This window comes from Enterobacter cloacae complex sp. SYL001, from assembly GCF_049237025.1.
Taxonomy (GTDB): Bacteria; Pseudomonadota; Gammaproteobacteria; order Enterobacterales; family Enterobacteriaceae; genus Enterobacter; species Enterobacter intestinihominis.
In genome coordinates this window covers 151,348-176,693 of sequence record NZ_JBMKJI010000004.1, presented here as the reverse complement: position 1 = coordinate 176,693, position 25,346 = coordinate 151,348, and the positions used below count along the sequence as shown (strand labels likewise).

21 protein-coding genes, 1 tRNA gene, 4 pseudogenes and 1 other annotated feature are annotated in these 25,346 nt (G+C 47.9%); of the genes and pseudogenes, 12 read left to right on the top strand and 14 right to left on the bottom strand.

What is annotated here, in order from left to right; translation table 11 throughout:
- Positions 1 to 17 precede the first annotated feature (17 nt).
- The 6 genes and pseudogenes from ACOTZP_RS07000 to ACOTZP_RS06975 all read left to right on the top strand — a co-directional run bounded on the left by ACOTZP_RS07000 (position 18) and on the right by ACOTZP_RS06975 (position 7,236).
- Positions 18 to 422, top strand: coding sequence for a helix-turn-helix domain-containing protein (locus tag ACOTZP_RS07000; protein WP_071532327.1), 405 nt, complete (start codon positions 18 to 20; stop codon positions 420 to 422).
- Positions 406 to 675 carry a hypothetical protein gene (locus ACOTZP_RS06995; protein ID WP_223175622.1) on the top strand — a complete coding sequence of 90 codons (270 nt, stop codon included), beginning with the start codon at positions 406 to 408 and terminating at the stop codon, positions 673 to 675. The genes ACOTZP_RS07000 and ACOTZP_RS06995 overlap by 17 nt, the downstream gene beginning before the upstream one ends.
- Positions 676 to 987: 312 nt before the next feature.
- Complete coding sequence (gene lpxC / locus ACOTZP_RS06990; RefSeq protein WP_023302364.1) at positions 988 to 1,935, top strand: UDP-3-O-acyl-N-acetylglucosamine deacetylase; 948 nt, start codon at positions 988 to 990, stop codon at positions 1,933 to 1,935.
- Positions 1,936 to 2,154: 219 nt separating this feature from the next.
- Entirely contained in the window at positions 2,155 to 2,589 is a 435-nt protein-coding gene (gene cueR / locus ACOTZP_RS06985) for a Cu(I)-responsive transcriptional regulator (protein ID WP_023336667.1), read from the top strand.
- A gap of 149 nt (positions 2,590 to 2,738) precedes the next feature.
- The gene (locus tag ACOTZP_RS06980; protein WP_023302365.1) at positions 2,739 to 6,179 is read left to right on the top strand and encodes a molybdopterin-dependent oxidoreductase; all 3,441 of its coding nucleotides are present in this window, start codon (positions 2,739 to 2,741) and stop codon (positions 6,177 to 6,179) included.
- A 322-nt stretch (positions 6,180 to 6,501) separates the two neighbouring features.
- Positions 6,502 to 7,236 (top strand): annotated as a pseudogene (locus ACOTZP_RS06975) (IS5 family transposase).
- Here ACOTZP_RS06975 and def read toward each other — a convergent pair.
- Together def and ACOTZP_RS06965 are read right to left on the bottom strand one after the other, a co-directional pair.
- Positions 7,225 to 7,677 (bottom strand): peptide deformylase, encoded by a 453-nt coding sequence (gene def, locus ACOTZP_RS06970; RefSeq protein WP_016154430.1) that lies wholly within the window; start codon positions 7,675 to 7,677, stop codon positions 7,225 to 7,227. The pseudogene ACOTZP_RS06975 and the gene def sit on opposite strands and share 12 nt — an antisense overlap.
- Before the next feature lie 176 nt (positions 7,678 to 7,853).
- Entirely contained in the window at positions 7,854 to 9,221 is a 1,368-nt protein-coding gene (locus ACOTZP_RS06965; protein WP_016154429.1) for an OprD family outer membrane porin, read from the bottom strand.
- A 382-nt stretch (positions 9,222 to 9,603) separates the two neighbouring features.
- Between ACOTZP_RS06965 and ACOTZP_RS06960 the strand changes: the two genes are divergently transcribed.
- On the top strand, positions 9,604 to 9,960 hold the full coding sequence (locus tag ACOTZP_RS06960) for an IS4/Tn5 family transposase DNA-binding protein (protein ID WP_016154428.1): 357 nt from the start codon (positions 9,604 to 9,606) through the stop codon (positions 9,958 to 9,960).
- A gap of 172 nt (positions 9,961 to 10,132) precedes the next feature.
- Here ACOTZP_RS06960 and ACOTZP_RS06955 read toward each other — a convergent pair whose 3' ends face one another.
- The 5 genes and pseudogenes from ACOTZP_RS06955 to ACOTZP_RS06935 all read right to left on the bottom strand — a co-directional run.
- Positions 10,133 to 10,324, bottom strand: coding sequence for a hypothetical protein (locus ACOTZP_RS06955; RefSeq protein ID WP_045890344.1), 192 nt, complete (start codon positions 10,322 to 10,324; stop codon positions 10,133 to 10,135).
- Positions 10,325 to 10,631: 307 nt separating this feature from the next.
- The gene (locus tag ACOTZP_RS06950; RefSeq protein ID WP_016154425.1) at positions 10,632 to 10,844 is read right to left on the bottom strand and encodes a DUF1471 domain-containing protein; all 213 of its coding nucleotides are present in this window, start codon (positions 10,842 to 10,844) and stop codon (positions 10,632 to 10,634) included.
- A 426-nt stretch (positions 10,845 to 11,270) separates the two neighbouring features.
- A complete protein-coding gene (gene istB / locus ACOTZP_RS06945) occupies positions 11,271 to 12,011 on the bottom strand; it encodes an IS21-like element helper ATPase IstB (RefSeq protein WP_269150626.1) in 741 nt (246 codons plus the stop codon).
- Between the two features lie 13 nt (positions 12,012 to 12,024).
- A pseudogene (istA, locus tag ACOTZP_RS06940) lies at positions 12,025 to 13,568 on the bottom strand (IS21 family transposase).
- A 267-nt stretch (positions 13,569 to 13,835) separates the two neighbouring features.
- Positions 13,836 to 14,291, bottom strand: a pseudogene (locus tag ACOTZP_RS06935) (IS66 family transposase); the annotation flags it as partial.
- A gap of 50 nt (positions 14,292 to 14,341) precedes the next feature.
- Between ACOTZP_RS06935 and ACOTZP_RS06930 the strand changes: the two are divergent.
- Positions 14,342 to 15,582, top strand: a protein-coding gene (locus tag ACOTZP_RS06930; RefSeq protein WP_162838707.1) for an IS3 family transposase whose coding sequence is annotated in 2 segments (ribosomal slippage) — positions 14,342 to 14,657 and positions 14,657 to 15,582 — 1,242 coding nt in all. Because the reading frame shifts where the segments join, the coding sequence is not laid out codon by codon here.
- Positions 14,650 to 14,766: a sequence feature (AL1L pseudoknot), on the top strand. Its footprint overlaps the gene before it by 117 nt.
- A 46-nt stretch (positions 15,583 to 15,628) precedes the next feature.
- Positions 15,629 to 15,856: pseudogene (locus ACOTZP_RS06925) on the top strand (transposase domain-containing protein); the annotation flags it as partial.
- A gap of 177 nt (positions 15,857 to 16,033) precedes the next feature.
- Here the strand turns inward: ACOTZP_RS06925 and ACOTZP_RS06920 are convergent.
- The 4 genes from ACOTZP_RS06920 to ACOTZP_RS06905 all read right to left on the bottom strand — a co-directional run bounded on the left by ACOTZP_RS06920 (position 16,034) and on the right by ACOTZP_RS06905 (position 21,290).
- A complete protein-coding gene (locus ACOTZP_RS06920) occupies positions 16,034 to 17,995 on the bottom strand; it encodes a DUF3732 domain-containing protein (protein WP_016154418.1) in 1,962 nt (653 codons plus the stop codon).
- On the bottom strand, positions 17,992 to 18,480 hold the full coding sequence (locus ACOTZP_RS06915) for a three component ABC system middle component (RefSeq protein WP_016154417.1): 489 nt from the start codon (positions 18,478 to 18,480) through the stop codon (positions 17,992 to 17,994). Before ACOTZP_RS06915 ends, ACOTZP_RS06920 begins: the two co-directional genes overlap by 4 nt.
- Positions 18,477 to 19,700: an ABC-three component system protein gene (locus ACOTZP_RS06910; RefSeq protein WP_016154416.1), complete on the bottom strand. Its 1,224-nt coding sequence runs from the start codon at positions 19,698 to 19,700 to the stop codon at positions 18,477 to 18,479. Before ACOTZP_RS06910 ends, ACOTZP_RS06915 begins: the two co-directional genes overlap by 4 nt.
- Positions 19,701 to 20,267: 567 nt before the next feature.
- Entirely contained in the window at positions 20,268 to 21,290 is a 1,023-nt protein-coding gene (locus tag ACOTZP_RS06905; protein WP_016154415.1) for an IS110 family transposase, read from the bottom strand.
- Between the two features lie 142 nt (positions 21,291 to 21,432).
- On the opposite strand from ACOTZP_RS06905, the gene ACOTZP_RS06900 reads away from it, so the two are divergent.
- Positions 21,433 to 21,648 (top strand): DeoR family transcriptional regulator, encoded by a 216-nt coding sequence (locus ACOTZP_RS06900; protein WP_223822565.1) that lies wholly within the window; start codon positions 21,433 to 21,435, stop codon positions 21,646 to 21,648.
- Positions 21,649 to 21,691: 43 nt separating this feature from the next.
- On the opposite strand, the gene ACOTZP_RS06895 is transcribed toward ACOTZP_RS06900, so the two are convergent.
- Together ACOTZP_RS06895 and ACOTZP_RS06890 are read right to left on the bottom strand one after the other, a co-directional pair.
- Positions 21,692 to 22,882: a tyrosine-type recombinase/integrase gene (locus tag ACOTZP_RS06895; RefSeq protein ID WP_016154414.1), complete on the bottom strand. Its 1,191-nt coding sequence runs from the start codon at positions 22,880 to 22,882 to the stop codon at positions 21,692 to 21,694.
- Between the two features lie 175 nt (positions 22,883 to 23,057).
- Positions 23,058 to 23,133, bottom strand: a tRNA-Phe gene (locus tag ACOTZP_RS06890).
- A 169-nt stretch (positions 23,134 to 23,302) separates the two neighbouring features.
- Between ACOTZP_RS06890 and ACOTZP_RS06885 the strand changes: the two genes are divergently transcribed.
- Together ACOTZP_RS06885 and ACOTZP_RS06880 are read left to right on the top strand one after the other, a co-directional pair.
- Complete coding sequence (locus tag ACOTZP_RS06885) at positions 23,303 to 24,148, top strand: AraC family transcriptional regulator (protein ID WP_023299117.1); 846 nt, start codon at positions 23,303 to 23,305, stop codon at positions 24,146 to 24,148.
- A gap of 35 nt (positions 24,149 to 24,183) precedes the next feature.
- Positions 24,184 to 24,774: a LysE family translocator gene (locus ACOTZP_RS06880; RefSeq protein WP_271075256.1), complete on the top strand. Its 591-nt coding sequence runs from the start codon at positions 24,184 to 24,186 to the stop codon at positions 24,772 to 24,774.
- Here ACOTZP_RS06880 and ACOTZP_RS06875 read toward each other — a convergent pair.
- Positions 24,771 to 25,346 carry a transcriptional regulator gene (locus ACOTZP_RS06875; protein WP_022646797.1) on the bottom strand — a complete coding sequence of 192 codons (576 nt, stop codon included), beginning with the start codon at positions 25,344 to 25,346 and terminating at the stop codon, positions 24,771 to 24,773. The two genes, ACOTZP_RS06880 and ACOTZP_RS06875, sit on opposite strands and share 4 nt — an antisense overlap.

The following is a 25,346-nucleotide window of genomic DNA, read 5'->3' as shown; positions in this document are numbered from 1 at the left end:
TGGTTTGGGGGGAGAGAATGGACACCAGGAAATATTCTGAAAGTGTTGTCAAAGATATTTTGCAGTGGGTTGAAAGTTCATTGAATACAACCTTGCCAGTAGAATTTATTGCTGAGAAGTCTGGGTATTCACGATGGCATTTTCAACGTTTGTTTAAACAGACGACCGGTGTTGCGCTGGGTGAATATGTTCGTGCTCGTCGATTATCATGTGCTGCGATTGATCTGAAATTGACTTCCAGAACAGTCCTAGACATTGCACTTCAGTATGGTTTTAATTCGCAACAAACTTTCACGAGAGCTTTTAAAAACAAGTTTCATCTTCCTCCCGGTCGGTACCGCAAGCAAGGGAATTGGAATTTATCAGCGCTGTGTCCATCTTTACTTTCAGATTATGAGGAGAGATATGCCAATGTTAGTTAATGACCCCGTATTAATTTCTATGATAGAAGATCTGACTGATAAGTATAATAAAATGCAGGATTTTTTAATCGATGATGAACCTTGTATTGATATCGTACGGTCGGTGTATGAGTTGGAGTGTACAGTTAGTGAATTCAAAAAAAGAATTATACTTCAACATATTTCCTATTGCCATTCAGATGAATGTGATGACCCTGACCTGCATGTCGCCTTAATTGACAATATAAAAAACATACTTGACTATCTTGAATAATTTTACAAGAAGGGCATTAGGCTTTCTTAAAACCATTTGTGTTTTGGATGAATAAATATTTTTAATTCACTGATTTCCGTATGGTCTCAACCATAAAGAATATGATGGTAACTAACCCGGGTCAGTCAGTGCGACTCATGCAAGATGCTTGATGTGTATATCGTATAAAATCTTGACCCTATATCAACTTCATGGTTTTTAATGGAACCAAGTCGAGAGTAGCGAGGACGATGAACAGAGCAATAGGGGGAATCATCAATGGAACCTTGTTGCGGACGTTCTGCCTAGTCGCTAGAGCAAACAGAGGTCTCCATGATCAAGCAAAAAACTATCAAGAATATTGTTGAATTAAACGGTATTGGCTTGCATAGCGGTAAAACCGTTAACATGAAAATCATGCCTGCTGGTGCCGATAGTGGCATACGGTTCCGTAGAACAGATGTAACTCCTGTTGTTGATATTCAGCTCCGTGCCGATCAGATTCATGACACTATGCTGGCAACAAGCATTATCAACCCTCAGGGAGTTCGAGTTTCAACAATCGAGCATTTCCTTTCTGCGGTGTCTAGCATGGGGCTTGATAACCTCTTGGTGGAGCTCGATGCTCCAGAACTTCCCATTCTCGATGGGAGTGCCAGAGGATTCATAGACTCAATAATGCACGCTGGTTTGATAGAGCAGTGTGCGCTAAAAAAATATCTTCTGATAAAAAAAACGGTTTCCGTAAAAGATGGCGACAAATGGGCTCTTTTGCATCCAGACTCAAAGTTCTCGATCGATTTTATGATTGATTTTAAGCATCCCTTGATTTCTGCTGAGACTAATAGATTAAATATTGAAGTGTCGAAAGAAAACTATATTAGCGAGATTGCTGATGCCAGAACTTTCGGATTTGTTCGTGATGTAGAACTTCTACAACAAAAAGGTCTTGGGTTAGGGGCAAGTTTGAACAATGCGATAGGGCTTGATGAATATAGCGTTCTGAATCCGGAAGGTCTGCGATTTAATAACGAACTTGTGCGACATAAAACACTGGATGCGATTGGAGACCTCTTTGTATCAGGCCATAATATTATTGGCGCCTACCATGCTTATAAGTCAGGGCATGCATTAAATAATAAGTTGATGCTTGCACTGTTGAATGATGTCGAATCATGGGAATTAGTGAGTGTTGGTGAATATAAAAATGATGCCACTAGAGAAACCATCCTTTCTAAACCCAAAGAAGAGTGTTTTGAGTCATTAAGTATGTGGTCATAAGGGATATGAGTATGTTCGTCACATCTGGTTTTTTACACAGCTTATCTTGATGATTTTTTTCTTGACCTTACCACCACGGGAAGGTCTAGGCTGGATATCGACTAAGTCTTGATGAGCCAAACGGTAACCGTATCACTACGTATGCAAGGTAAGAGTGTCAGAAACGACGTCATTTGAAACTGGATCTGATATTAACAGAATACATTTTGGGAGGTAAGGATGAACATTGGTGATGCTGCCCGGTTATCCGGAGTTTCCGCCAAAATGATCCGCTATTACGAAGAGGCGGGATTAATACCGGAAGTTGCAAGAACTGCAGCCGGGTATCGGATGTACAGCGATATTGATGTGTACAAATTGCATTTTATACGTCGATGTCGGGAGTTAGGTTTCTCTCTGGCGCAAACAGGAGAACTTCTCTGTCTTTGGGGTAACCATTCGCGCCAAAGCGCTGATGTGAAAAAATTAGTCGAGTCACACATCCGCGAGTTGACTGTAAAAATTCAAGAATTTCAGCGTATGGCATCAATACTTACAACGCTTTCTGATTGCTGTGCAGGGGATGATAAGCCTGAATGCCCTATTTTGCGTGCACTGTATCTTGCAGATGTTAACGGTTTGCAGGAATCAGATTCTGGCCCTGAAATTACTTAGCCGCTACCCATATATGACAGTAATTTCAACTGAAATTACGCCCACAAAACAAGATGATATTAACATTAATTGGGTTAGTAATTCTTGGGTGAAAAGAAAGCAATGTGGTTTTTAAAATATATTAACTGTTTTTAGTAGTGAGGTTTACAATGTCAGATATTATTCCCGGATATTGCACACTTTGCCGTTCGCGTTGCGGGACGTTGAATGAAGTAGCAAATGACCACCTGATCAAGGTACGGGCCAACCCTGAACATCCTAATGGTAAGGCCATGTGTATGAAGGGCAAAGCGGCACCTGAGCTGGTGGACAGCGCAAATAGAATTCTGTACCCGATGAAGAGAACCCATCCTAAAGGTGCCGAGAACCCGGGCTGGAAACGTATAAGTTGGGAAGAGGCTATGTCAACGATAGCCGGACAACTGGAAAAATTTAAACGAGAGAACGGAGCTGAATCTGTCGCTTTCGGTTTTACGAGCCCAAGCGGTACCCCCCTCAGCGATGCAATTGAATGGTTAGAGCGATTTGTTCGTATCTATGGCAGCCCAAACACCAGCTATGGAACTGAAATATGTAACTGGCATAAAGACGTTGCACATCGATGGACCTTTGGCTGCGGCATCCCTGTTGCTGACTATTCCCATGCCGATCTTATCCTTCTTTGGGGGCATAACCCCGCGAATACTTGGCTTGCCCAGGCTAGTGCGATTGGTACTGGTCGAAATAACGGTGCAAAACTGATCGTCGTGGATCCTCGCCCGACACCTTTAGCGAAAGAAGCAAATGCCTGGCTTGATGTCAATCCTGGAACTGACGGTGCATTAGCTTTGGGGTTAAGCCATCTCCTGGTAGAAAGAAACCTGTTTAATCATGAGTTTGTTCGAAACTGGACTAATGGTCCTTTGTTGGTTCGAAATGATAATGGTTATTTTCTTCGGGAAAAAGATATTAACCCACTTGCCATCAGTAATCGCTATACAGTTTGGGACGAACACAACCAGCAAGTCACATTTATCGATTCCGAGACTCGAACTGAAGAAACGCTGACGCCTACAGCTGCACTTGAGGGTAATGTTGAAGTTGCAATAGCTGATGGTGCAAAAATTTCCTGCCAAACGGCGTTTTCATCTTTTAAAGATATGTTGGCTAATTATGACCCAGAAAACGTAAGCCGTATCACCGGGGTATCTGTTGCATCAATTGAAGCCGCTGCGAGTTTGATTGCCGGGGCCAAGAAAATCGCCTACCACAGTTGGTCTGGAGTGGCACAACACACTAATGCCACCCAAACAGAACGTGCGATTGCGACACTGTATGCTTTAACCGGTTGTTTCGATCAGGAAGGATGTAATCGAATCTATGCCAGCCACCCGGTGAATGTGGTTAATTCACCGACACTGATGCCAAAATCACAATGGGATAAAGCATTAGGTCTTGAAGAAAGGCCTATCGGGCCGCCTTCACAAGGTTGGGTTCATTCTCAGGATATCTGGCATTCAGTATTAGAAGGTACACCCTATAAAATTCGCGGGTTAATTGGCTTTGGTGCCAACATATTACTTTCACAAAGTGATACTTCTCTCGGACAACAGGCGCTTGAGGCACTTGAGTTTTATGCCCATGTAGATTTGTTTGAAACGCCTACATCAAAGTATGCTGATATCCTTCTGCCAGTAAACACTGCCTGGGAGCGCGAAGGCCTAAGAACCGGGTTTGAAAGTAGTGCTGCTGCTCAGGACCACATTCAGTTGAGAAAAAAAATGGTCTCTCCGCGCGGTGAAAGCCGTTCCGACCTTGAGATTGTTTTCGATCTTGCATGCCGGTTAGGAATGAATGAAGCGTTCTTCGACGGCAATATTGAGGCAGCCTGGAATTATCAACTAGAACCATTAGGTTTGACTGTTGAGATGCTCAGAAATAAGCCAGAAGGTTACGATATCCCGCTTGAGCATAAAGTCAGAAAATATGCTTTCAGAGACCCAAATAGTGGATATCTGGCAGGTTTCAATACAGAAACAAAACGTGCAGAGTTTTACTCTGAGATCCTTCATCGCTATGGTTACAATCCTTTACCTGAGTATGTACAGCCGCAAGAATACCAGCGCAACGATCCTGATTATCCACTAATGCTGACATCCGTTAAAAGCGGATTCTTCTGTCATAGCCAACATCGAAGCCTGACTAGCCTACGAAAAAAAGCACCTTATCCAACGGTAGACATTTCGGCAGCTCTGGCTGACGAAGAAGGTATCAAGACGGGGGATTGGGTAGAAATTGAAACGAGAGCAGGTCTTGCTCGATTTAGAGCAAAAGTGGAAGCCAAACTCTCTCATGAAACTGTAATTGCTGAGTTTGGGTGGTGGCAGGCTTGTCCTGATTTTGGCAAACCTTCATACCCGGTTAAAGGTGAGTACAGTAGCAATTACAATAGCTTAATCAGCGGTGATAGCTATGATCCAGTCAGCGGTGCTTTACCTTTGCGTTCATTCCGCTGCCGCATTCGCCGCTTGAATGATTTTGAGCTGATAAGACGCCCCTGGGAAGGTCGTAAAACATTCAAAGTCATTGAACTGAAAAAAGAAGCAGATAATGTTACGACAGTTACCTTCCAATCGAATAGTGAAGGCTACTTACCTGATTATGAACCGGGCCAGCATATCACTGTTAGCTGTTGTCCGATGAGCGATTCTGAAGAGATCGTTACCCGGGCGTATTCGCTGACAGGCCCTGCGTTTGTTCATGACCGTAAAACCTATTCCATTTCTGTCCGTCATCAGAAAGCGACTGATGAGAAAGGTGAATATGTAGAAGGAATAATGTCATCCTACATAAACACGCATTTGCAGATAGGCAAGGATGTTGAACTTACGCCTCCTGGGGGGAATTTCATTGTCCCGCTCAATGCCGTCCAGCCTGTCGTAATATTTGCTGGCGGTATTGGAATTACTCCATTCATTTCCTATCTGGAGTCTATTAACCCCCAAGCGGAAGGTCCGGAAATCTGGCTTTTCTATGCTAATCAAAATAGTAGGCTACATGCGTTTAAGAAAAGAATTGCGGAGCTAAATGCGTCTATTGACAGGCTTAAAGTAATTAATATCTACAACCAGCCCCTCGACTGTGATATTCCAGGATTGGATTATGATAGAGCTGGTTATGTTGGTGCGGGAGATGTCGAGGCATATCTTATTGAGAATAATGCTCGTTATTACATGTGTGGTCCGCAGCCTATGATGGATGCGATATCCCGAGGGCTTCAGGAGAGAGGTGTACCTGCATTTGCTATTTTCTACGAGATATTTCGTTCTCCGACAAAAATAAATAATGATCCCTCATTACGTCATAAAGTAATTTTTGCAAAATCAGGAAGAGAAGAGATCTGGACCACGGATAAAGGTACTCTGCTGAATTTTGGAGAAAAACTTGGGATTAAAATGCCTAGTGGTTGTCGTGTTGGACAATGTGAAAGCTGTTCAACTAAGGTGATTGCCGGGAACGTGCAGCATCTGAATGGTGTGGAACCCTCTGATGAGGGTGCATGTTTGACATGCCAGTGCATTCCTGCCGGTGATATCACTATTGATGCCTGAGATAGGTATTAGCATCCTTTACATCAGGCCATTTTAGTGGTCTGATGTTATTCAATGGATAACGCTATGTTTTAAAGACATTTTTAATTATTTTGCGCCAATCCAACTCAATAACCGATTTAATGAATTATTTCAGTGCGATCTTCATGAATTTTTATCATCCTCCCCCTTACCTTCAAGTTACTGCAAGTCTTAGCCTGTAAGAAATTACTACAGTCACCAGTTTCGGATTGGCCGAGGAGTTTTAGTGAATGAAAGGCTTGCAATGATAAAATTGAAACTTCATTGTTTTTCTGCATCGAGCCTAAAAAAATGACCGGGTATCCCTGAGCACAAAACCAGCCATCCACTCGATACATACAGGAAACGCGTTGATAACCGCGCTGCCATGGATGCCATATTCTTCTTCCTCAGGACTGGTTGTCTGAACGCCACCGGGATATGTTCATCGAGTTCTGCACACCGGCGCTTTAAGGAGTGGCACGATTCAGGCATTTTTGAGCGCTTCTGGCAGAACGGTTTGCTTGCCTGCGAGCATCTGGACAGCATTGACTGGTCCTGGTTGTCGATGGACGGTTGTATGACCAAATCGCCGCTGTCAGGAACAAAAAACAGGTCGCAATCCTAAGGACAAAGGGAAACAAGGTGTAAAGCGCAGCCTGCTGACGGACGCCAGGGGGCTTCCTCTGTCGCTGGTCGTCGCAGCAGCGAACACGCACGACATCAAATTGGTTGCGGATACGCTCGATGCCCTTCAGGCGGGGCATCCGGGGGGAAACTCAGGCTCTGTCTGGACAAAGGTTACGAAGCTGGATGGCTGAAAACGTATCTGCAGAGTCGCCGTTACGAGCCACATATTCAGTCCCGTAAAGAGGAGTCTGACGCCAGTAAAAACAGGGACTTCAAAGCCCCTCTCTGGGGCGTTGAGAGGACTCATAGCTGGATGAATCGCTTTCGCCGGGTTCTGACCCGATGGAAAAAGAAGGCCGAAAATTACGAGGCTATGTTGCATTTTGCCTGTGGTCTTATCGTCTGGAATAAAGTCCTATTGAGATAGGCTCTTAGTTAATAGAATCCCGTTCATATGGTCTATCATATGCTGTATACAGATCGAGAGAGTACCACTTGCACTAAAATTTATTGTATTCCCAAAAGCATCAAGAGCGGTGACATTTATTTTCTCTGCACGGTATACAAAACGACTGGTTCCTGGTATAGAAAGACATTTTTCCTCAGTGATATTTTTTTCTTCCTTACTCTCAGCAATTACCGGATTAATTAATACTATTGGTTGCACCAGCGATTCAGGGACATCAATTACAGCAATCCTTTGGTGAACACCAACCTGGGTTGCTGTTAAACCTACACTGGATGTACCGTACATAGTGGTAATCATATCCTTAATAAATTGCCGGGTTATCGGTGAAATATGTTCGACGGGCATTGCAATGATCTTCAATTTGGGATCCGGATACTTTAAAACTGATAATAATGACATGCAAGGCTACTCTTTATTTAAATGGCAGTAAAAACGATATGTTTTAAGTCGGACCTGAGTGGAGAACCGGGACAGAAATAACTACCGGACTGACAGCCAGATATAAATCTTCTGCTGCCTGCGAACGTCATTCCGGTCTGTCCTGCTCAACAGCACAACAGACCGGAAACACTATATCAGAGAAGAGGAAGGGTATAACTGACTGTAACCCGGGTTTCATCCTGGTCACGCTGTCCAGCAGAGCCTTTTCTACTTGTGTCAGGCAGAGCGCTGCGCATTGTGGCATTTTTTACGGAGATGCCAAGTCCGTTAAGTATTCCCTCGGGGATAGTATAACTCAGGGCAATATCCCGTTCCCATTCCCCCTTTCGCCCATTCCCGGTATCAATATTATCGGCGTTCAGATAGAGGATACTTAGATTCAGCCCTTTGAGCCCTGCATCAGCAAAATTATAGGCGTACCGTGCCAGCCAGGTTCGCTCCCCCGCCCTGCTGAATTTTAGCAATTGTGCATCAGTAATTAACCAGGTGCTTGTTCCTTCTCCATCACCACGATTCAGATATGGAAAGTCACTTTTCCCCGTCAGCCACTGATAACCACTGCTCACACTGTGACCTCCAGAAGACCATGTCAACTGACCGCTATAAACATTGTTGTCCACTTCTCCCTTTGTGCGATTATTTCCGTAATAACCAGTACTTACATATCCGGCACTCCGTCCTGCAGCACTTCCGTTCTTTCCGTCTGCATCGCTGATGAATATACGAATATCTGATTTCAGGTTCCCGGAAACGATTTTCAGGTTATGTGCCAGTCCGATATAGTTTTGTCTGTAAAAATTATCCAGCTCACCGTAATAGTATGAGAGAGTCATGTCTTTCATAAGAGTATAGTCACCACCGGCGAAATAAAAACGATTACTGCTCCGTGAAGTGGGACCACTTCCATTGGCTCCGGCAATGGACATTCCGCGCATATCTGTGGAGTTACGTCCTTTTGTATGTGTGAGAACGCCGCCGGTCAGACTCAGATCGTCGATATCTGTTGATGATATTTGTCCTCCCTGATATGTCATGGGCAAAAGGCGGGCATCGTTGTATATAACGACGGGATTTTTGGGCTGAAGCGTTCCATAACGGAGTTCCGTATCAGATATTTTTGCCCTGCCGGTAACCCCCAGGCTACCGAACTGATGAACCGCTCTGCCATCATTGTCTAGCGGAAATACTGTACCGGGTTGCCGACCTGACGCCGGTGAGCCTGCTTTACCTCCTCCGTCAAGTCTGATGCCCAGTAGCCCCAGAGTGCTCAGTCCGAATCCCACTGGCCCTTCAGTATAACCTGAATCGTAATTGAGGATGAACCCCTGTCCCCATTCTTCCTGTTTACTGAACCCGTCCCCACTGCGATTATCTGTATTAATATAGAAATTGCGGAGTGTGAGATTGGCCTTACTGTCTTCAATAAAACCGGCTATCGCATTAGGGACTGTAACTCCCGGCATCAAAGCTACAGCAGATATTACGAGTGTAACTATTCTCATTCAGGTAATTCCTTTAGCTTGCCTGATATCAATATACGCGGTAACACGAAGGGAAAATGGCAGAAAATAATGAGGTATTTGTTTACCGCTGCACTAAGTACGAATCCAGTTCATATCAAAAACCATGAAGTGGCTACAGGGTCAAGACTTTTTTTTTCAGACTGACTGCTTATACCATGGATTGGCCCTATGCACCGTGTTTCTGCTGGTTGTAAGACAGGAGACTTCCGTTTAGACCGGCACTGTTTTCAGGGAGGGAATCAATCTGATGTATCAAGCGAATTGGGTTAATTGTAAGCGTCCAGCGAGACTTGCAACTACCCACAATTATATTAAGGTAATCATTATGATAATCAGCTAAATTACTTTCAGGGATGGTTGAATGATTAATCAGGAACAGACTTCGCTTTCATGGCTCGATGAGGAAATTAATTCTTCTGTCTTTAGCGATCGCCGCCGTGCCAGTCGTTTTAAAAGTCTCATGCAAAAACTCTGGCGGGGGATGGGCAACAGCCTCCCTTTTGCCTGCCAGGATAATGCAGCAACAAAAGCCGCTTACCGGTTCCTTTCCAGTGACAGGATTGATGAGCAGCACCTGCTGCAGGGACATTCCGAGGCTACCAGTCAAAGGATATATGCGCTGCAAGGTGAGAAGATTCTACTGCTTCAGGACACCACAACATTTGGCTACCACCGGGATAACCCTGATGCAGTAGGATTTGCAGGCAATCACACCTAATCAAGATGGGGAATGATGCAGGTGTCAATTGTGGGATCCTGATGCATTCGAGCCTGGCAGTGACGACATCAGGGCTCCCGCTGGGTCTGACCGCGGTGAAGTTCTGGACCCGAAAAAAATTCAAAGGCACTAACGCACTTAAAAGGAAAATTAATCCGACCGTTTTTTTACATCAGATCACTGGCTGACAGTCAAAGACGTGGCTCACGTCTTCATGGTTGACATAGTCTGTCCGGACAGAGATGTCCATATCCGAGCAAGTTTCCGGCAGGAACGAGGTTGCCATAGCTCCGGATGAGAGCATGCCAGTCAGAATCAGTACTGCAGTCACGCTAAATTTTTTCATCTGTATATTCCTCTTCATCAGATATCGCCGTTTCACCTGTTAATGTGTATTAAAAACCCTGTGGTTCATACAGGGTCAACACCCTTACGCTGTTTTTTCTGGTGGGATAAGGACAAAAAAAAAGGCTACCTGGGGGTAACCTGACTAAAACAGTCATCAAGGAAAACGGACAACAGGGATAGGGTTGTCCTGGAGGGTGTGTCCGCATGTGAGGTCGCCGGCGGAACCGGAGGTGACCCCCACTATAGTGGCAGTCAGTCCGGCAGTTCCCTCTGCGACCATCTCACGCGTTTACTGCTCAGGTTCAGGGTAATACCGTCCCGGATTACTTATCAAGTACTGCAGTCACGCGGGCAACGTTTTTCTGGTCTGCACTGGTGATGCGGTAGGACGAAGCACCGGATTCCTGGGCGATAGCGGCAATTTTCGCTTCCGCGTTGTTCAGGGTGTCAGCAGTAACGCTGACGGACTGGGCGAAGCCGGAGAAAGAAACTACGGAGAGCATACCGGCAGCAGCAAGCAGTTTGATGTTTTTCATGGTCATATTCCTTGGGTTATCTGGTCATCTGGTCATCTGGTGATACCGGCGTCATCGCCGTCTCACCTGTTGATGTGTATTAAAAACCCTGTAGTAAATACAGGGTCAACAAGTTATTTTGTAAATTATTGTCGGCTGTGTTTTTGTCGTTTTCATACAACCCAGCTCTTGAAAGAGCCTCACTGTGGCTGACGAGAAATGAGAAAATACGGCCGTAACAGACACCGCGAAACCGGGATTGCGCTGGGGAGATAGGTCGGTGCAGGGCAAGTTAACTTACAGGATTAGTGAGGGTTTATGATGTTACGGCTACTGATTAAGTACGCGTGCGTATTCTGGCGAAGTTGAACGGTTATTCCGGAGGAACGTGAACGCGTTATTCCCTAACGCGCCCTAACTTCTTTTTATTACACCGACCGTTCACTTTCAGTCAACCTGTGCCAGTCGTTTTCTCATCGACTCACCCTTCATTTCCAGCCGGTGGGAGTTATGCATCAGACGATCAAGGATCGCGTCTGCCAGCGTGTTATCGCCAACGCAGCCATACCACTCATCCGTTGGCAGCTGGCTTATCATCACCGTGGCGTTCTTTCCGTATCTGTCATCCATCAGTTCCAGCAGATCGTTACGCTGCGCTGGCAGCAACGGCTCAAGGCCCCAGTCATCCAGGATAAGCAGCTGCGTTTTTGACAGCTGAGCCAGCTGCTTTCGGTAACTACCGTCTGCGCGGCTGTGCGTCAGTTCAACCAGCAACCGGTTCAGTCTCCAGTACTGTACGCTGTAACCCTGCTGGCAGGCGTTGTTGCCAAGGGCGCAGCCCACATAGGTTTTGCCGCAACCGCAGGGGCCGGTTATCAGCAGGTTCTGCCCCCTGACCACCCATTCGTTCTGGCTTAGCTGAGCGATCCGAGAACGTTCCAGGTTTCTCGCTGGCTGGTAGTCGATGTCCTGGACCGAGGCTTCAAGCCTCAGGCGGGCTTTTTGTAGCAGACGTTTCTGTTTACGCTGATCCCTTTCGAGTGATTCGCGCGTGACCAGCAACGCCAGTCTTTCCCTGAAGGAGAGCTCTTCGTAAGTGCCGGGTTGCTCCATCTGTGAGGACAGCGCGGCCGCCATTCCCGTCAGTTTCATTTCTGTCAGCTGTTTCATCAGCGTATGTGGCATTATCGGATCCCTTGTTTCAGTGGAAGTGGCGTGGGCCACGGATGTTTTCATGTTCCTGAGGAAGCTCCCGGGACGGGTGCAGATCTTTGTCCGCCGGAACCAGGTCGCGGTTATTCTTCAGGATCGACTTTATCTGCTTCAGCCGGGTTAACCCCTCTGCATTGGCCAGCCGACAGCTGTTATTGACGCGCTCAGAAGGATATTCACGCGTCAGGCTCAGCAGCCCCAGACACAGGCGATAGGCCTGTTCCGGATGCGCTTTTTCAGCCAGACGCTCGCTGACCCACGTGAAGGTGTCGGAGCCCACACCGGCCGCCCAGCTTTTCAGCCGCTCTGGCGTCCACTGCTGATGATGACGATGGCGCTCCGGCATATGTTCTGCTGCCGTACTGTTGCCCGGATGAAGACGCCGCGGGTGACTGGCGATCATCTGCCCGTCAGACCAGACTTCAAGCAGGTTGTCGAAGGCATGAAGCTCCACCGTTTTACCGACGTGCTGATGGGGGACTGAGTAGTGATGCTGTTCATATTCCACGTGATAATCGATATTCACCTTCGCTTTTTTGATGTGCCGGTAGCGCCACTGCTGCACCGGTAATGGCCTGAGCACAGTTTTGTCCAGCCTTTCGAAGGCCTCACGGCGATTGCCCGGCAGTTTTTTGAAGGGACGTTCGTTGAGCCCGGTTACCAGCGTACGGATACAGTGGTTCAGCTCAGCAAGCGAGAAGAAGACCTGGTGACGGAGCCGGGCCAGGATCCAGCGTTCGACGATCTGAACGCCAACTTCCGCCTTCGGCTTGTCTCTGGGTTTTCTGGGGCGGGCAGGTATCACCGCAACCTGATAATGCTCAGCCAGCTGCTGATAGGAGGGATTCAGTTCGGGATCGTAACGACTGGCTTTGCTAACCCCGCTTTTCAGGTTATCCGGAACCAGGATTTCGGGGACTCCACCGAAGAACTCCAGCATCCTGACGTGGCTGAGAAGCCAGTCTGACAGCGACTGCGTATAGGTAGCCTCCGCGAAGGTGTAGTTTGATGCGCCCAGCACCGCCACGAAGATCTGGGCCTGCCGGCATTCACCCGTCTCAGGTGAGATAACCGACACTGTGGGTCCACAATAGTCGATAAAGCATTTTTCACCGGCAAGATGCTGCTGGCGCATGGAGCGTTTCTGTGACTGGCACCAGGTCTGGTAGCGGCAGCAGAACTGCGAGTAGCTGTACGCCCGAACCGGCATCCTCTGGCAGTATTCCTCCCACAGCAGGTGGCGGGTGACGCCTTTTTACGCAGCTCCATATGGATTTCAGCCCAGTCGGGATCCTCCAGCGCGCCAGGACGACTGTCAGACTCAGGATAAAGCAGACTGGCAAGTAGGGGCTCTGACATTCCTTCCGGAAGTGGCCAGGAGATCCCAGCGGCTTCAAGTCGTTTGAGCATTTTCTGGATGGCACCCGTGCTGACATCTGCGCACTGGCTTATCTGGCGGAAGGACAGGCCGACTTCAAAACGCAGCCTTAAAATTTCATGGATTTTATGCATTGCGATTCTCTTGTTTGGCATATATCACACCCTGGAATAAAAGGGATAGATATAGCATCAAAAATCAATGCGTTAAGAATGATTCTGGCAACGTGAACGGCAATTCCGGTCGGGTGAACACCGATTCTGGCAAAATGAACAGTGATTCTGGTCATGGTGCAAAATCGGGGTATTTTCCGCCGGAATACGCGTTCACGCAAAACCAGAAATAGCGTTCACGTTCCGCCAGAATACGCAACGCGATCACCGCCGGAATGTGTAAGCGTTAAACGAGCGCCGTATTGACGGTTATTTATCGGTAAGAACCACGTTCCATGGCAGCAGTTCCGCCACTTTGTTGCTGGGCCATTCCGGCAGTACGCTCAGGATATGGCGAAGGTAGGCCTCCGGATCGATACCATTGAGCCTGCATGTTCCGATAAGACCATACAGCAGGGCTCCGCGCTCACCGCCGTGGTCGCTGCCGAAGAAGATAAAATTCTTTTTCCCAAGACAGACGGCACGAAGGGCTCGTTCGGCTGTGTTGTTATCAGGCTCTGCCAGGCCATCATCACAGTAGTAGCACAGCGCATCCCACTGGTTCAGGGCATAAGCGAACGCTTCGCCCAGACGGGATTTTTTCGACAGAGTGGCGCTTTTCTCCACTAACCAGTCATGCAGGGATATCAGCAGCGGCTTACTTCGGGACTGCCTGGCTGCCAGCCGCTCAGTTGCAGGGAGGCCCCGTATTGCTTCTTCGATTGAACCGCCCCGGGAATCCTGGAGACTAAACTCTCAGTAAAAGGAGATCCCTGATGAAATCAAAATCAGCTAATCGTTACCCGCCGGAATTACGTGAGCGCGCTGTCAGAATGCTCATTGAGCATCTTGATGAATATGACTCTGAACCGGATGCTATCCGTGCCATATCGTCAAAAATTGGTTGTCATTACGATACCCTGAAAGGCTGGCTACGCCAGCACAGAAATGACTTACGCGGTGGTATCAGCCCCGTCAGGACTGGTGATGGCGAGCTGACCAGTAACGAACGTCAACGTTTAAAAGAGCTGGAGAGGGAAAACCGGGAGTTGCGTCGCAGCAATGATATTCTGCGTCAGGCATCAGCCTATTTTGCTCAGGCGGAGCTCGACCGCCACTGGAAAAAATAATGCCACTGCTCGAACGTCTGAGTGGTGCCCACGGGGTCGGGCCGGTATGCCGCGAGCTGGATATTGCCCCGTCGACATATTACTGGCATCAGCAACGTCAGCAATCGCCGGAAAAACACAGCCTGCGCTCGCAGCGTGATGCGCTTCTGAAGGTGCAGATACAGCGGGTGTACGACGATAACTATGGCGTCTATGGAGCCCGCAAGGTCTGGCGTCAGTTACAGCGGGAGGGCATCGGCGTGGCCAGATGTACAGTGGTACGGTTGATGAAACTGATGGGGCTCGCAGGCGTGCTCCAGGGCAAAAAAGTCCGCACCACAACCAGTCGCAGAGATACCGCAGCACAGGACAGGGTAAACCGCCAGTTCGTAGCGGAATGTCCCAACCAGCTTTGGTGTGCAGATTTTACCTACGTCATCACCTGGCAGGGCTTCGCCTATGTGGCGTTCATTATCGACGTGTTCGCTGGCGTCATCGTGGGCTGGCGGGTCTCATCATCGATGGAAACGTCGTTCGTCCTGGATGCGCTGGAACAGGCACTGTGGTCACGGCGACCTTCGGGCACCATCCATCACAGCGACAAAGGCTCTCAGTATGTCTCGCTGGCCTACACGCAGCGGTTGCAGGATGCAGAGCTGCTGGCTTCCACGGGGAGTACCGGTGACTCGTATGATAACGCGATGGCGGAGAGTATCAACGGTCTGTACAAAGCGGAGGTCATCCACCGTCAGGCCTGGAAGAAGCGCTCAGAAGTGGAACTGGCTACGCTGGCATGGGGGGACTGGTACAACAATCGTCGGTTGCTGGAACGACTTGGTCACATCCCTCCGATAGAGGCAGAAAAAGCGTATTACGCTTCCATCGGGAACAAGGTTCTGGCAGCCTGAACTTCCGAACTTAACTCTCTCCAGGAAAACCGGGGCGGTTCAGTATGAAAACGCCCTCCGGGTGGTTGCGCTGGGGCGCCGTAACTACATGTTCTTCGGCTCTGATGGTGGTGGTGACAGTGCGGCAGTGATGTACAGCCTGATCGGTAGCTGCAAACTTAACGGCATCGAGCCGGAAGCCTGGCTGCGCCATGTGATCAGCGTCATCAACACCTGGCCCGCCAACCGCGTGAAAGAACTGCTGCCCTGGAACGTCACCCTCTCTGTAAACTAATTTTTACCCCACGTCCTTCACGGTGCGCTTACGGTCAGGCGGAGTTAAGGTATTGTAGAAGTGTTGATTTCGGCGGGCTTAGAATGCAAAAACGGACCACCATGGAGGTCCGTTGATATGAATTTGGTGCAAGACTCGCAATCGAACCAAAGATGCGGGGATTTTCAAAACTCGTGCTTAATTTGGTAATTCTGACGGTAAAGGCCAGTCTTCTGGTACCAGGGCAGGGGGCTTGGTCCAGGGAAGCTCGGTTAAAGCATCCTGGAACCACTGGTCGCGAAGATTTGCGTGCTCTGTCACGATAAGCTGGAAGCCTGGGACTTCTTCTTGTGTAAACTTCAGCAGTAACGCAAACAGTCTACGTACTGCTGCTAAGTCAGCATCAGCTTCCGTTTTCTGAACAGTACCATCAGCTTCCTGGTAAATTTTTTCAGAAGGGAAATAAACTTGGGTAGGCTGATCAATTAAAAGAAACTGAGGAATGGGGCAATTGTTCTTTGAAGCAAAGAGATGAAGGGCTAACAAGGCAGACAGGTGATAAGCGAGATGATTTTCGCCACCGCCAGTTCGACTCATTGGTACCGGACGATCTGTACGATCAAAGATAATAGTCATTTGGCTTAGATCAAACCGTGCAGGGAGCCCCTGAAATTCTGCATCAAAAGCCTGGATGTAGCGTGTAATCTGTGACGAAATGTTATTCAGAATAGATATGAGTCTTTCATGGCTGCTATCAGCTCCAAATTTCCTTTGTAGGTCTTCGACTTTGAGCTTTAGACGACGATTTTCTGCTTCATATGTGGCCAGTTCTGAGTTAGGTACAAGGTCTTCAAGGAACAAACTTATACGACCAATTACTCTTGCCGCAGCATTATTGCGTGTGCCTAATTGCTCAATAACTTCGTTTGCCGCGATTGCCGCAGCAAGCTCCACTTCTTTGGCTCTTATCGAACTTACAATGGTCTGAACCTCATCTTCTAGTTCAGTAAGATAAACATCCATTTTAGGGCGTTGGCCAGCCACAATGCTCATTTCAGCGTCGAGAGTTGTTAGTTCGCTCAGGAGTGCTTTAGCAATTGGAGATTCCAGTGCTAAATTTGCTTCACAGAATGGCCATTGCCATTCACCAGTTTCCGGATTTTTCGGTAGAGCCTTGATAGAAGATAATCGGTCTTGCTGCTCTAAAACTTCGTTTTCAAAATTACCTGATTGCTTGGCATACATCCGAGCAGAATCAATTCGGGACTGGGTCTGACGTCTGTCTTGTCGTAAACCAGCAATTTCATTTTCAAGAATGGATATTCTATGTCCATCGTCTTCAGGTAGGGGGGACGGAATCCATTGCATTGCAGAACGCAAAACATCAATTACTTCGTCAGTTCCGATTCTCTCTTTGTCTTGTGTGATGATACCCACGGCTCTGGCTTCAGATAAAAGCCCAGAACCTTTTAGCAGTGATGTATCGATTGTATCGCGAGCTTGTTCAAGACGTTTGGCGTTGATTTTCAGATCTCGTTGTGCTGTTCGGAGTTTGGCCTCAAGTTCATAGCGATCATTTGATGAAATACCTAAAAGAATCGGTAATGTGTCGCGAATAGCTTGTGGCTGAAATGCCTCATTTTGTCGATAAAAAAGTTGATCTTTATTTGCTACAAGGCCCTGCTTTTGGAAAAGGTAATAAAAAGTATGCTTGATGTTTGCTTCAAAGCTTTCTCTGCTGTGCCCAATTGCCACGTCTGTACGGTTCTCGCGGATGCCAAGTAATCGTGACAACAGTGCGACTACAGAATCATCATCGGTGTTAACCGAGAGGTCTTTGAAATTTGGTGCGGTCAGTTCATTTCCTCGTCGCAGCATAACGGTGCCACAGCTTGTGGCTCCTGCATTTGGTGTTGGTTTCGCGATTAGTACTTGTTCCTGTGAAAATTGATAAATGACTGCGAACCATGACACTTTATCGCGAATAATACCTTCTGGTACGTTAAAAGTAGATCGACCCATACAGTATTCAATGATCTCAGAAAGAGCTGATTTACCGGTTGAGGAACGGCCAGTAATGACATTTAAACCATTAACCTTAAATTGCAGGTCCCGACGTTGGCCATCATGGCTGTAGACATGAATCGACTTAATTTTCATGGGCGTATTCCAAAGGTCGTGTACACCGTAACGCGATCTGCAATACGGGCAAATTCTTTTCCTATATAGCGCGCGACACGCTGGCATGAGATTGATTCTTCAGTCCCTATGACCGATTTGCGAACTTTATTAGGTATTGTTTTCAATCGGCCGTCTTGCGTTACGACAAAACATCCTCGTTCCATGAGCACTCCAAAAGCTTCAAGCGTAAATGGCAGCATATTATTGACGCGGTTAGCAAAATTAATGAGTAATTTGGGATTGTTTTCTATAGTTTTCAAAAGGTAGCGGCGAGGATTTTCAGCAAACACTTGGCGAGAATCTTTTTGCAGACATAATGGTAAAACTAAAAGAGCGAGAGAAAATGGCATGCCCTGTGAGTTTTCCTCTTCGTAGCTCTGCATTGCTCTGAATAGTACAACACCACAAAATGCAGGATTGAAAAGATTCCTTATCTCGAATGGACGCTGATCCCATTGCTTCATGCTTGGGCTCCCAACAATTGCCCAATTCTATTTAGGAAGTGGGGATGCCAGAAAATTTTGGGTAGTGGTCTACTGTTCGCAAGGATGTGAAATCCTCCTCGAACTACATAAGGCTCAGTCACTCGTTCTCGGATTCGCAATGAGTGAATATTACCACTTTCAAGATCGGCCCATTGATACAATGCTTTTCCCGCAGTAATAAGTACTTCGTCAGCTGAATTTTCATCTAATTCTTCAAAAACTACGTCTTTATAGCGACTCCATTCATCAACAAGGCGGTCTTCATAATCTTCCATCTCTCCTGTTACCAAAAGGTTTTCACGCGCCCATGAAGAACGCTGCTCAAATGCTCGGTAGTAGTCGAGAATAGCGTTTCGGATACGATTAGAGGAAACCCCTATTTCACGGAGTTGCACAACAAAGAGCCTGGGATCATTCATCGCATCGATTTCTCCAACGGGAATTTTTCCTCTGAACGTAATCGGCAGATTGTCCGATTTGTACTCTTCAGAAAATGCTGCAAGTTTGTCGGAAATCTCATAACCAAAAATCGCCTCTTTACGTTTCCCTGTTAGCAGATCGACTATCGTGTTATTCCACCACCCTTCAAGTCGTTCAAAAATAGCGTCTCGGTTATCGCGTCTAATGATACGCATGTGTTGATTTTTGATAATTGTTGGGAGGTCTTCAATGCGAGGCCCGCCATCAAATATGATTATCCGTGATAAGAAGTCATCTTTTTGCTCATCAGTCAGTTTATTGAACTCATCGGCTATTGCCGTGATCAGTTTTGACTTGCTTCTAGCCAGAGCTGTGTTGGTGAGTTGAGTTATTGATACTGAATTATCGTCTTTTGTTGGCGGTTCGACTAAGAAGTGTTGCAGGAACGAGGAGTTTGAGATAGATCCGGTCGTAAACAAAAAGAAACGAAGATTTGCTTCGGTTTTACCATCACGATTATAGCGGTCAAGCCAGATGCGGACTGACTTCCAAAAATCGGTAGACAGGTCGGTTAGAGTATCCCCATCCCCTTTGTGTTTGAGCGATGCCAGTGTTTTGACACCATCAAAACTAACGAAGTCTAGGTCATCATCTTTTTCGATCAAAACAGATGTATCTTCTGGCCACTGAAGAAGCTTAAGTAGCGCAAAACGAGGCTGATAGATATACCCTAAGCCCTGTTCACCAGCAGCGTATTGATCGCTAGATACTCCGGTCATTTTAAGTCCCTGCGTCGATTGCGCTTTCAGCTGTACGGAAAATGGCTCATGAAAGCAACAAGTTACCATCCAATGTTTGGTGGTACGTATCACATCATCGATATTAGCTTAAAACAATACCACTGTGTTTCCTGCGTGAATAGAAAAAGTAAGTACTTGAGAATGCTAAATGTGAAGTGAATAGCCTTCCGTGCCGAGGTTTATCGTGCTGATGAGGCACTTTGTAACCTGAATGGAAAACGGCGTTCGGTCATGTGAAGGTTTTTGTTGTAAAAACGCTTCTTAATAGGGGGACCTATATGGTCTTCCCCCGTATTGCAAGAACGCAGTGACAATGAAAGTAACAGGTTTGCTTTCGTATATTCGGCCTGTTGATGAAGCTACTGCTTCTGGCCTTGATGAAACATTCGCGCATATCGTCCTTAACGCTTACACGGCCTTGATTAATTCTGGCCAAGCCCCGATCCCAGGTTTTCGATATGCAGGTTTGACCTGTTTTTCATCGTTTCTGCTTTCTACGCAATGCTGGAGTTAACGGTATAAATTACCCTGTTTCAACTTCTTATTTCATGCTACCGAAACCCGGTAAACTTCATTACGAGTGATAATAACCCAGACAATACGAATTAACTTATTTGCCAGGGCGACGACTGCCCTGTTAAATCCTCGTTTCTCCCGGACCAGGTTAACCCATGAGCTAAGTTGATCCGTTTTGCCTGCGGATCTGAACAAAACAGCTCGGGCACCATGTATCAGCATTGATCTGACGTAGCTGTTTCCACATTTGGTGATCCCCAGAAGAACCTGTTGCCCCCCTGTGCTGAATTGTCGTGGAACCAACCCAAGAGCCGCTGAAGCATCCCGACCTCTTTTAAACTGTTTTCCATCACCCATCCAGCTTTTCACTGCCAGACTAACCAGTGGACCAAAACCCGGAATAGAAAGTAGGCGCTGGCATACTGAATCCCCGGCGGCATTTTTTCGCTGTCGGTTGTCATACCATATGAGTTCATCATCCAGAGCCGCCAGCCGCTGATATTGCCGTTGTAACAGTTCACGCATCTGGGGCGTAAATCCATTCTCTGCATCTTCAAGCAACTCGGGTAATTTACGTCGAAGCTCAGTTGCGCCTTTACGCAAAACAATACCATACTCTGCCATTAACCCTCTGATATGGTTGATTAACTGCGTTCTTTCTTCAGAAACAAGTCGTCGCATTTTTAAAAAGGTTTGTTCATCCTGCTGAGATAGCGTTTTTACCGGAACTGGGCGAATTGTTCCGTGCCAGCAGGCTTCGGCAATGGCCTGAGCATCGTTATAGTCGTTTTTCTGGCGACGCTGATAAGCCCTGACGTGCTGAGCGGGTAGCATCACAACATCATGCCCCGTCTTTTGAATTTCTCTGGCCCAGTGATGAGAAGCACCACATGCCTCCATGGCGACAATCATCCTGGACTGTGTCGTAAACCAGCCAATCAACTTTTCACGAGAGAGCTTAATCCTTCCACCAGGCTTCCCTTCCGGTGAAAGGCTGAAAAGATAAAAATTTGTTTTCGCAAGATCAATTCCAATAATGTTCAGCCTTGACATGGTTTCTCACCCTTTCAACGCTGATTGAATTACCACCATCATGACGGTATTGAGAGTCGCCGTGAAGGAGGGGGTAGACCATCTCATCGCTTACGTTGCTGATGAAGACATTACAAACATCGCGGTGTATTAATCAACGGGGATCAGGTCAACCCGCCTCAACAATGGCGAGTCACTGACCGTCAGGAGCCTTGCTGACGAATTTAGCATTTGCGAAAAAACAATACGGCGTGATCTGACCGAACGTCTTGCTTACCTGAACTTGCTCCGACAGGGAAAGCAGTACTGGATCGCTTCACGTTTAAGTCCATACAGCGCGGTAAATATGCCAGAAGGTTATAGAACAAACAAAAAATAAAAGAATTACGTTCCCCGCACCTTCAGGTGCGGGTGAACAACCACTAACTTTTTGTCGATGAACTGAGAAGATTGTCAATATAATCAGCGTACCACTGCATCATTTCTCGTCTTCCATCCAGATACTGTGCATGGTTATATGTGCCGCGAATGCTGTTTTTATCCACGTGAGCGAGCTGCATCTCGATCCAGACTGTATTAAACCCCTGCTCATGCAAAATGGTGCTCATAGTGTGGCGAAAGCCGTGTCCGGTAGCTTTACCATCGTAGCCGATACGTTTGATAACCATGTTGATACTGGCTTCACTCATCGGTTTGTTGATGTTGCAGCGCCCTGGAAACACGAGTTGATACTGACCGGTATAAGTGCGGAGTTCCAGCAGGATCGACAGAACCTGGTCTGACAAAGGCACCAGATGTTTGCGGCGCTTTTTCATCCGGCTTTCGGGGATTGTCCACAATGCATTCTCCAGATCAAACTCTTGCCATTCTGCAGCGCGAAGTTCAATCGTACGAACCCCCGTCAGTAGCAGCAGACTGGTTGCCATACGCGTAATGCAACTGCCATGGTAATTAGCCAGACTGGCAAGGAACGCGGGTAACTCGGATGCCTGTAGGTGAGGGAAGTGCTCGGTCTTTGGTGCGGTCAGAGTACCGGTCAGTTCCGCAGCTGGATTAATCGTCGCACGCCCTGTTGCTATGGCGTAACGGAAGATCTGATTGCAGTACTGCCGGACCTTACGTAATTTTTCCAGCGAACCGCGTTTTTCAATCAGCCGTAAAACTTCCAGCATCTCCAGAGGCAGGATCTCAGCGACAGGGCGTTTGCCCACATACGGGAAAATATCCTTCTCCAGCGCCTCCTGAACGCTTTCTGCGTAGCTTTCCGACCATGAGATACACTTATGCTTATGCCACTCCATGGCGAGTGCCCTGAAGGTATTTACGACGGATATTTTTTTGGCGAGTTTTTCGAGCTGCTTTTTCTCACTCGGATCGCCGCCATCAGCAATCACTTTTCTGGCTTCATCGCGTTTTACACGCGCGTCAGCCAGAGAGATTTCAGGATAAACACCGATAGATAACTTTTTCTCTTTACCGGCGATACGGTATTTCATACGCCAGTAGCGTTTTCCGGTGGTGGTTACCAGGAGAAAAAGGCCACGTTCGTCAGAGAGTTTATAGTCCTTCTCTTTAGGCTTGGCGGTCTCGACCTGCCGGGCTGTCAGTGCCATATGGGGGCCTCAATTTTCATTGAACACAAAGAGCCCCCTGAAAAGCCCCCGGATGCAACTTGATTTAGAGAGAATCGAGTTGAGGTCAGTGGAGTTCGTAATGTTGGAAAGTGGCGTATAGCAGTGATTATACTTGAGTTTTGTGATGTTTGGGAGACGTACATTGAAGTGAAAGTGGTGCCCGGACTCGGAATCGAACCAAGGACACGGGGATTTTCAATCCCCTGCTCTACCGACTGAGCTATCCGGGCAACGGAGCGCATTAAACCGCAATCGCGCGCGATCGTCAACATTATTTCGGGAAAAGCTGTTCAACTGCTTAAGTTTGCGGCAATCTGTCCGTTTGTGCGCTGAAAGTGCACAAATCTTCCAGACAGTTCAGGCAAGAGGTGGCAATGCTGACGGTAAGAGGAGGGCAGTATGGCAAACGACTGGCTTGAGCTGCGTCAGCATGCAGAAACAGGTATTGAGACAATCAAGGCGCATTTCGAAGGACACGCCTTTGATCCCCACTGGCATGATAGCTATCTGGTCGGAATAACCCTTTCCGGTACGCAGCAGTTCCACTGTCGCCGTGAACGCCACCGTAGCCAGCCGGGCGATGCTTTTTTACTTGAGCCTGGTGAAATTCATGACGGTGATGCACCGGTAGAGGGTGGCTTTACTTATCTGACCTTTTATCTGGATGAACACTGGCTCACCCGTACGCTTCAAGGGCTGTATGACTCTACTCCCGGGAGTTACACCCTCCACTTTGCCCAAACGCTGACGCGAGAGCCTCAGCTGGTGCGCGCTATCGGTGATACATTTGCCTCGCTGCATAACGATGAGATGAAGATCGTACAACAGAGCACAATGGATAACCTGCTCACTAAGATTACAGCCCACTGCCACTGGCGGAAGAAACTCCCGTCGCAGTTACAAAGCTCCGCTGTGGCGCATCGTGCCCGCGACTATCTCTATGCGCATATCGGCGAGAACGTGGGGCTATCAGACCTTGCCCGCGAGACGGGTACGGATCGCTTTACCCTCACCCGCTGTTTTAAACGCGAATTTCACCTGGCACCGCACGCCTGGCTTATCCAGCTGCGACTGGCAAAGGCCCGACAGATGCTGGCGTATGGGGAACTGCCTGTTGATGTGGCGACGGCAGTAGGTTTTGCCGATCAAAGCCATCTTGGTCGCTGGTTCCAGCGGGCGTACCGTATTTCTCCGGCACACTACCGTCGGTTGTGCACAAACCTTCCAGACGTTTCCAGAAAATAACGGCACATTCATGGCTCTACTAAAAGGAGCCACCTGTGAATTTAATACCCTTCCTGCTGTTTGCATTTGTCGCCTCGATTACACCGGGGCCAACCAATATTTTGGTACTGGCTAACAGTCAGCACTTTGGCGTAAAAAATACGGTTCCTGCGATCCTGGGTGGGTGTCTTGCCGCCAGCGCTATTGTTCTGGTTTCTGGTGCAGGGGCAGGAGAAGTGTTACGCCAGTATCCGCTGATACGTCAGGTGATGAGCTGGGCGGGCGTGCTGTGGCTTTCCTGGATGAGCTGGCAGCTGTTTAGCGCCCCGGCCGCGAATCTCTCCTCCAGGCGTCATGTTCGATTTACCGCGCGGGCGGCGGCGTTATTACAGGTTGTAAACCCAAAAACCTGGATGATGGCGCTGGCCGTCGTCAGCCTGTTTGCTCCGGCAAGCGACCATGCATTACGGGATATTTCGCTGATGGCGCTATGGTTTCTGGCGATCTCAGTGGTCTGTTTATTGTGCTGGGCGTGGCTGGGGAAGGCGGTGAACCGGATTTTCCGCACCACCGTGGCGATGGTGCGATTTCAACGTGCAATGGCGCTGTGTTTGTTTATTTCCGCCTGGACGGGAATGCTGGCTTAGGTCAGTGCACCACCCATACGGCACTGCGCAAACCGCAAAATATCTTCCGCCAGACGGTGCGCCGTATCCACATCCGCCTGGCTACGGTTCACCAGCATGCGGCTCAGGCAACCTTCCAGCACCAGCTCCATCTGCTTCGCGACCATTGCCGGATCATCCACTTCAAGTGTGGTCAGCAGCTCGTGTGTGAACTCGTGCGCGGCTCGTTTTTGCTGATCTGCCAGTTGATGGATGGGATGTCCGGGATCGGGGAAGTAGGTGCAGGCGGCGATAAACAGACAGCCTGGGTAACGGTTGTTGGTGACACACTCCGTCAGTGCGGTATAGCGTGCCAGCAGCTTTTGCTCGGTGGTCAGCTCTTCATTCAGCATCAGTTGCCTGCGCCAGATATCCACCTGCTGGCTGAGATAGCGCAGGGCATCATACAGCAGCGCCTCTTTATCCGGCCAGAAGCGCTTAAGTTCATCCAGAGGGTAATCGATACGGTCGGCTACCATCTCAAGCGTGGTGCTGGCGATCCCTTGAATCTCAAGTAATTGCAGGGCTTGTCCCAGTACGTCTTCGCGTTGCAC

What these genes read in the sequence shown, in the direction of transcription:
- ACOTZP_RS06980 (WP_023302365.1), top strand. Translation starts at nt 2,739, where the DNA reads ATGTCAGATATTATTCCCGGATATTGCACACTTTGCCGTTCGCGTTGC.
- ACOTZP_RS06920 (WP_016154418.1), bottom strand. Translation starts at nt 17,995, where the DNA reads ATGAAAATTAAGTCGATTCATGTCTACAGCCATGATGGCCAACGTCGG.
- ACOTZP_RS06965 (WP_016154429.1), bottom strand. Translation starts at nt 9,221, where the DNA reads ATGAGAATAGTTACACTCGTAATATCTGCTGTAGCTTTGATGCCGGGA.
- ACOTZP_RS06995 (WP_223175622.1), top strand. Translation starts at nt 406, where the DNA reads ATGCCAATGTTAGTTAATGACCCCGTATTAATTTCTATGATAGAAGAT.
- ACOTZP_RS06895 (WP_016154414.1), bottom strand. Translation starts at nt 22,882, where the DNA reads ATGGCACTGACAGCCCGGCAGGTCGAGACCGCCAAGCCTAAAGAGAAG.
- ACOTZP_RS07000 (WP_071532327.1), top strand. Translation starts at nt 18, where the DNA reads ATGGACACCAGGAAATATTCTGAAAGTGTTGTCAAAGATATTTTGCAG.
- ACOTZP_RS06955 (WP_045890344.1), bottom strand. Translation starts at nt 10,324, where the DNA reads ATGAAGAGGAATATACAGATGAAAAAATTTAGCGTGACTGCAGTACTG.
- cueR (WP_023336667.1), top strand. Translation starts at nt 2,155, where the DNA reads ATGAACATTGGTGATGCTGCCCGGTTATCCGGAGTTTCCGCCAAAATG.
- ACOTZP_RS06910 (WP_016154416.1), bottom strand. Translation starts at nt 19,700, where the DNA reads ATGACCGGAGTATCTAGCGATCAATACGCTGCTGGTGAACAGGGCTTA.
- ACOTZP_RS06960 (WP_016154428.1), top strand. Translation starts at nt 9,604, where the DNA reads ATGATTAATCAGGAACAGACTTCGCTTTCATGGCTCGATGAGGAAATT.
- ACOTZP_RS06905 (WP_016154415.1), bottom strand. Translation starts at nt 21,290, where the DNA reads ATGTCAAGGCTGAACATTATTGGAATTGATCTTGCGAAAACAAATTTT.
- def (WP_016154430.1), bottom strand. Translation starts at nt 7,677, where the DNA reads ATGTCATTATTATCAGTTTTAAAGTATCCGGATCCCAAATTGAAGATC.
- lpxC (WP_023302364.1), top strand. Translation starts at nt 988, where the DNA reads ATGATCAAGCAAAAAACTATCAAGAATATTGTTGAATTAAACGGTATT.
- ACOTZP_RS06915 (WP_016154417.1), bottom strand. Translation starts at nt 18,480, where the DNA reads ATGAAGCAATGGGATCAGCGTCCATTCGAGATAAGGAATCTTTTCAAT.
- ACOTZP_RS06950 (WP_016154425.1), bottom strand. Translation starts at nt 10,844, where the DNA reads ATGAAAAACATCAAACTGCTTGCTGCTGCCGGTATGCTCTCCGTAGTT.
- ACOTZP_RS06885 (WP_023299117.1), top strand. Translation starts at nt 23,303, where the DNA reads ATGGCAAACGACTGGCTTGAGCTGCGTCAGCATGCAGAAACAGGTATT.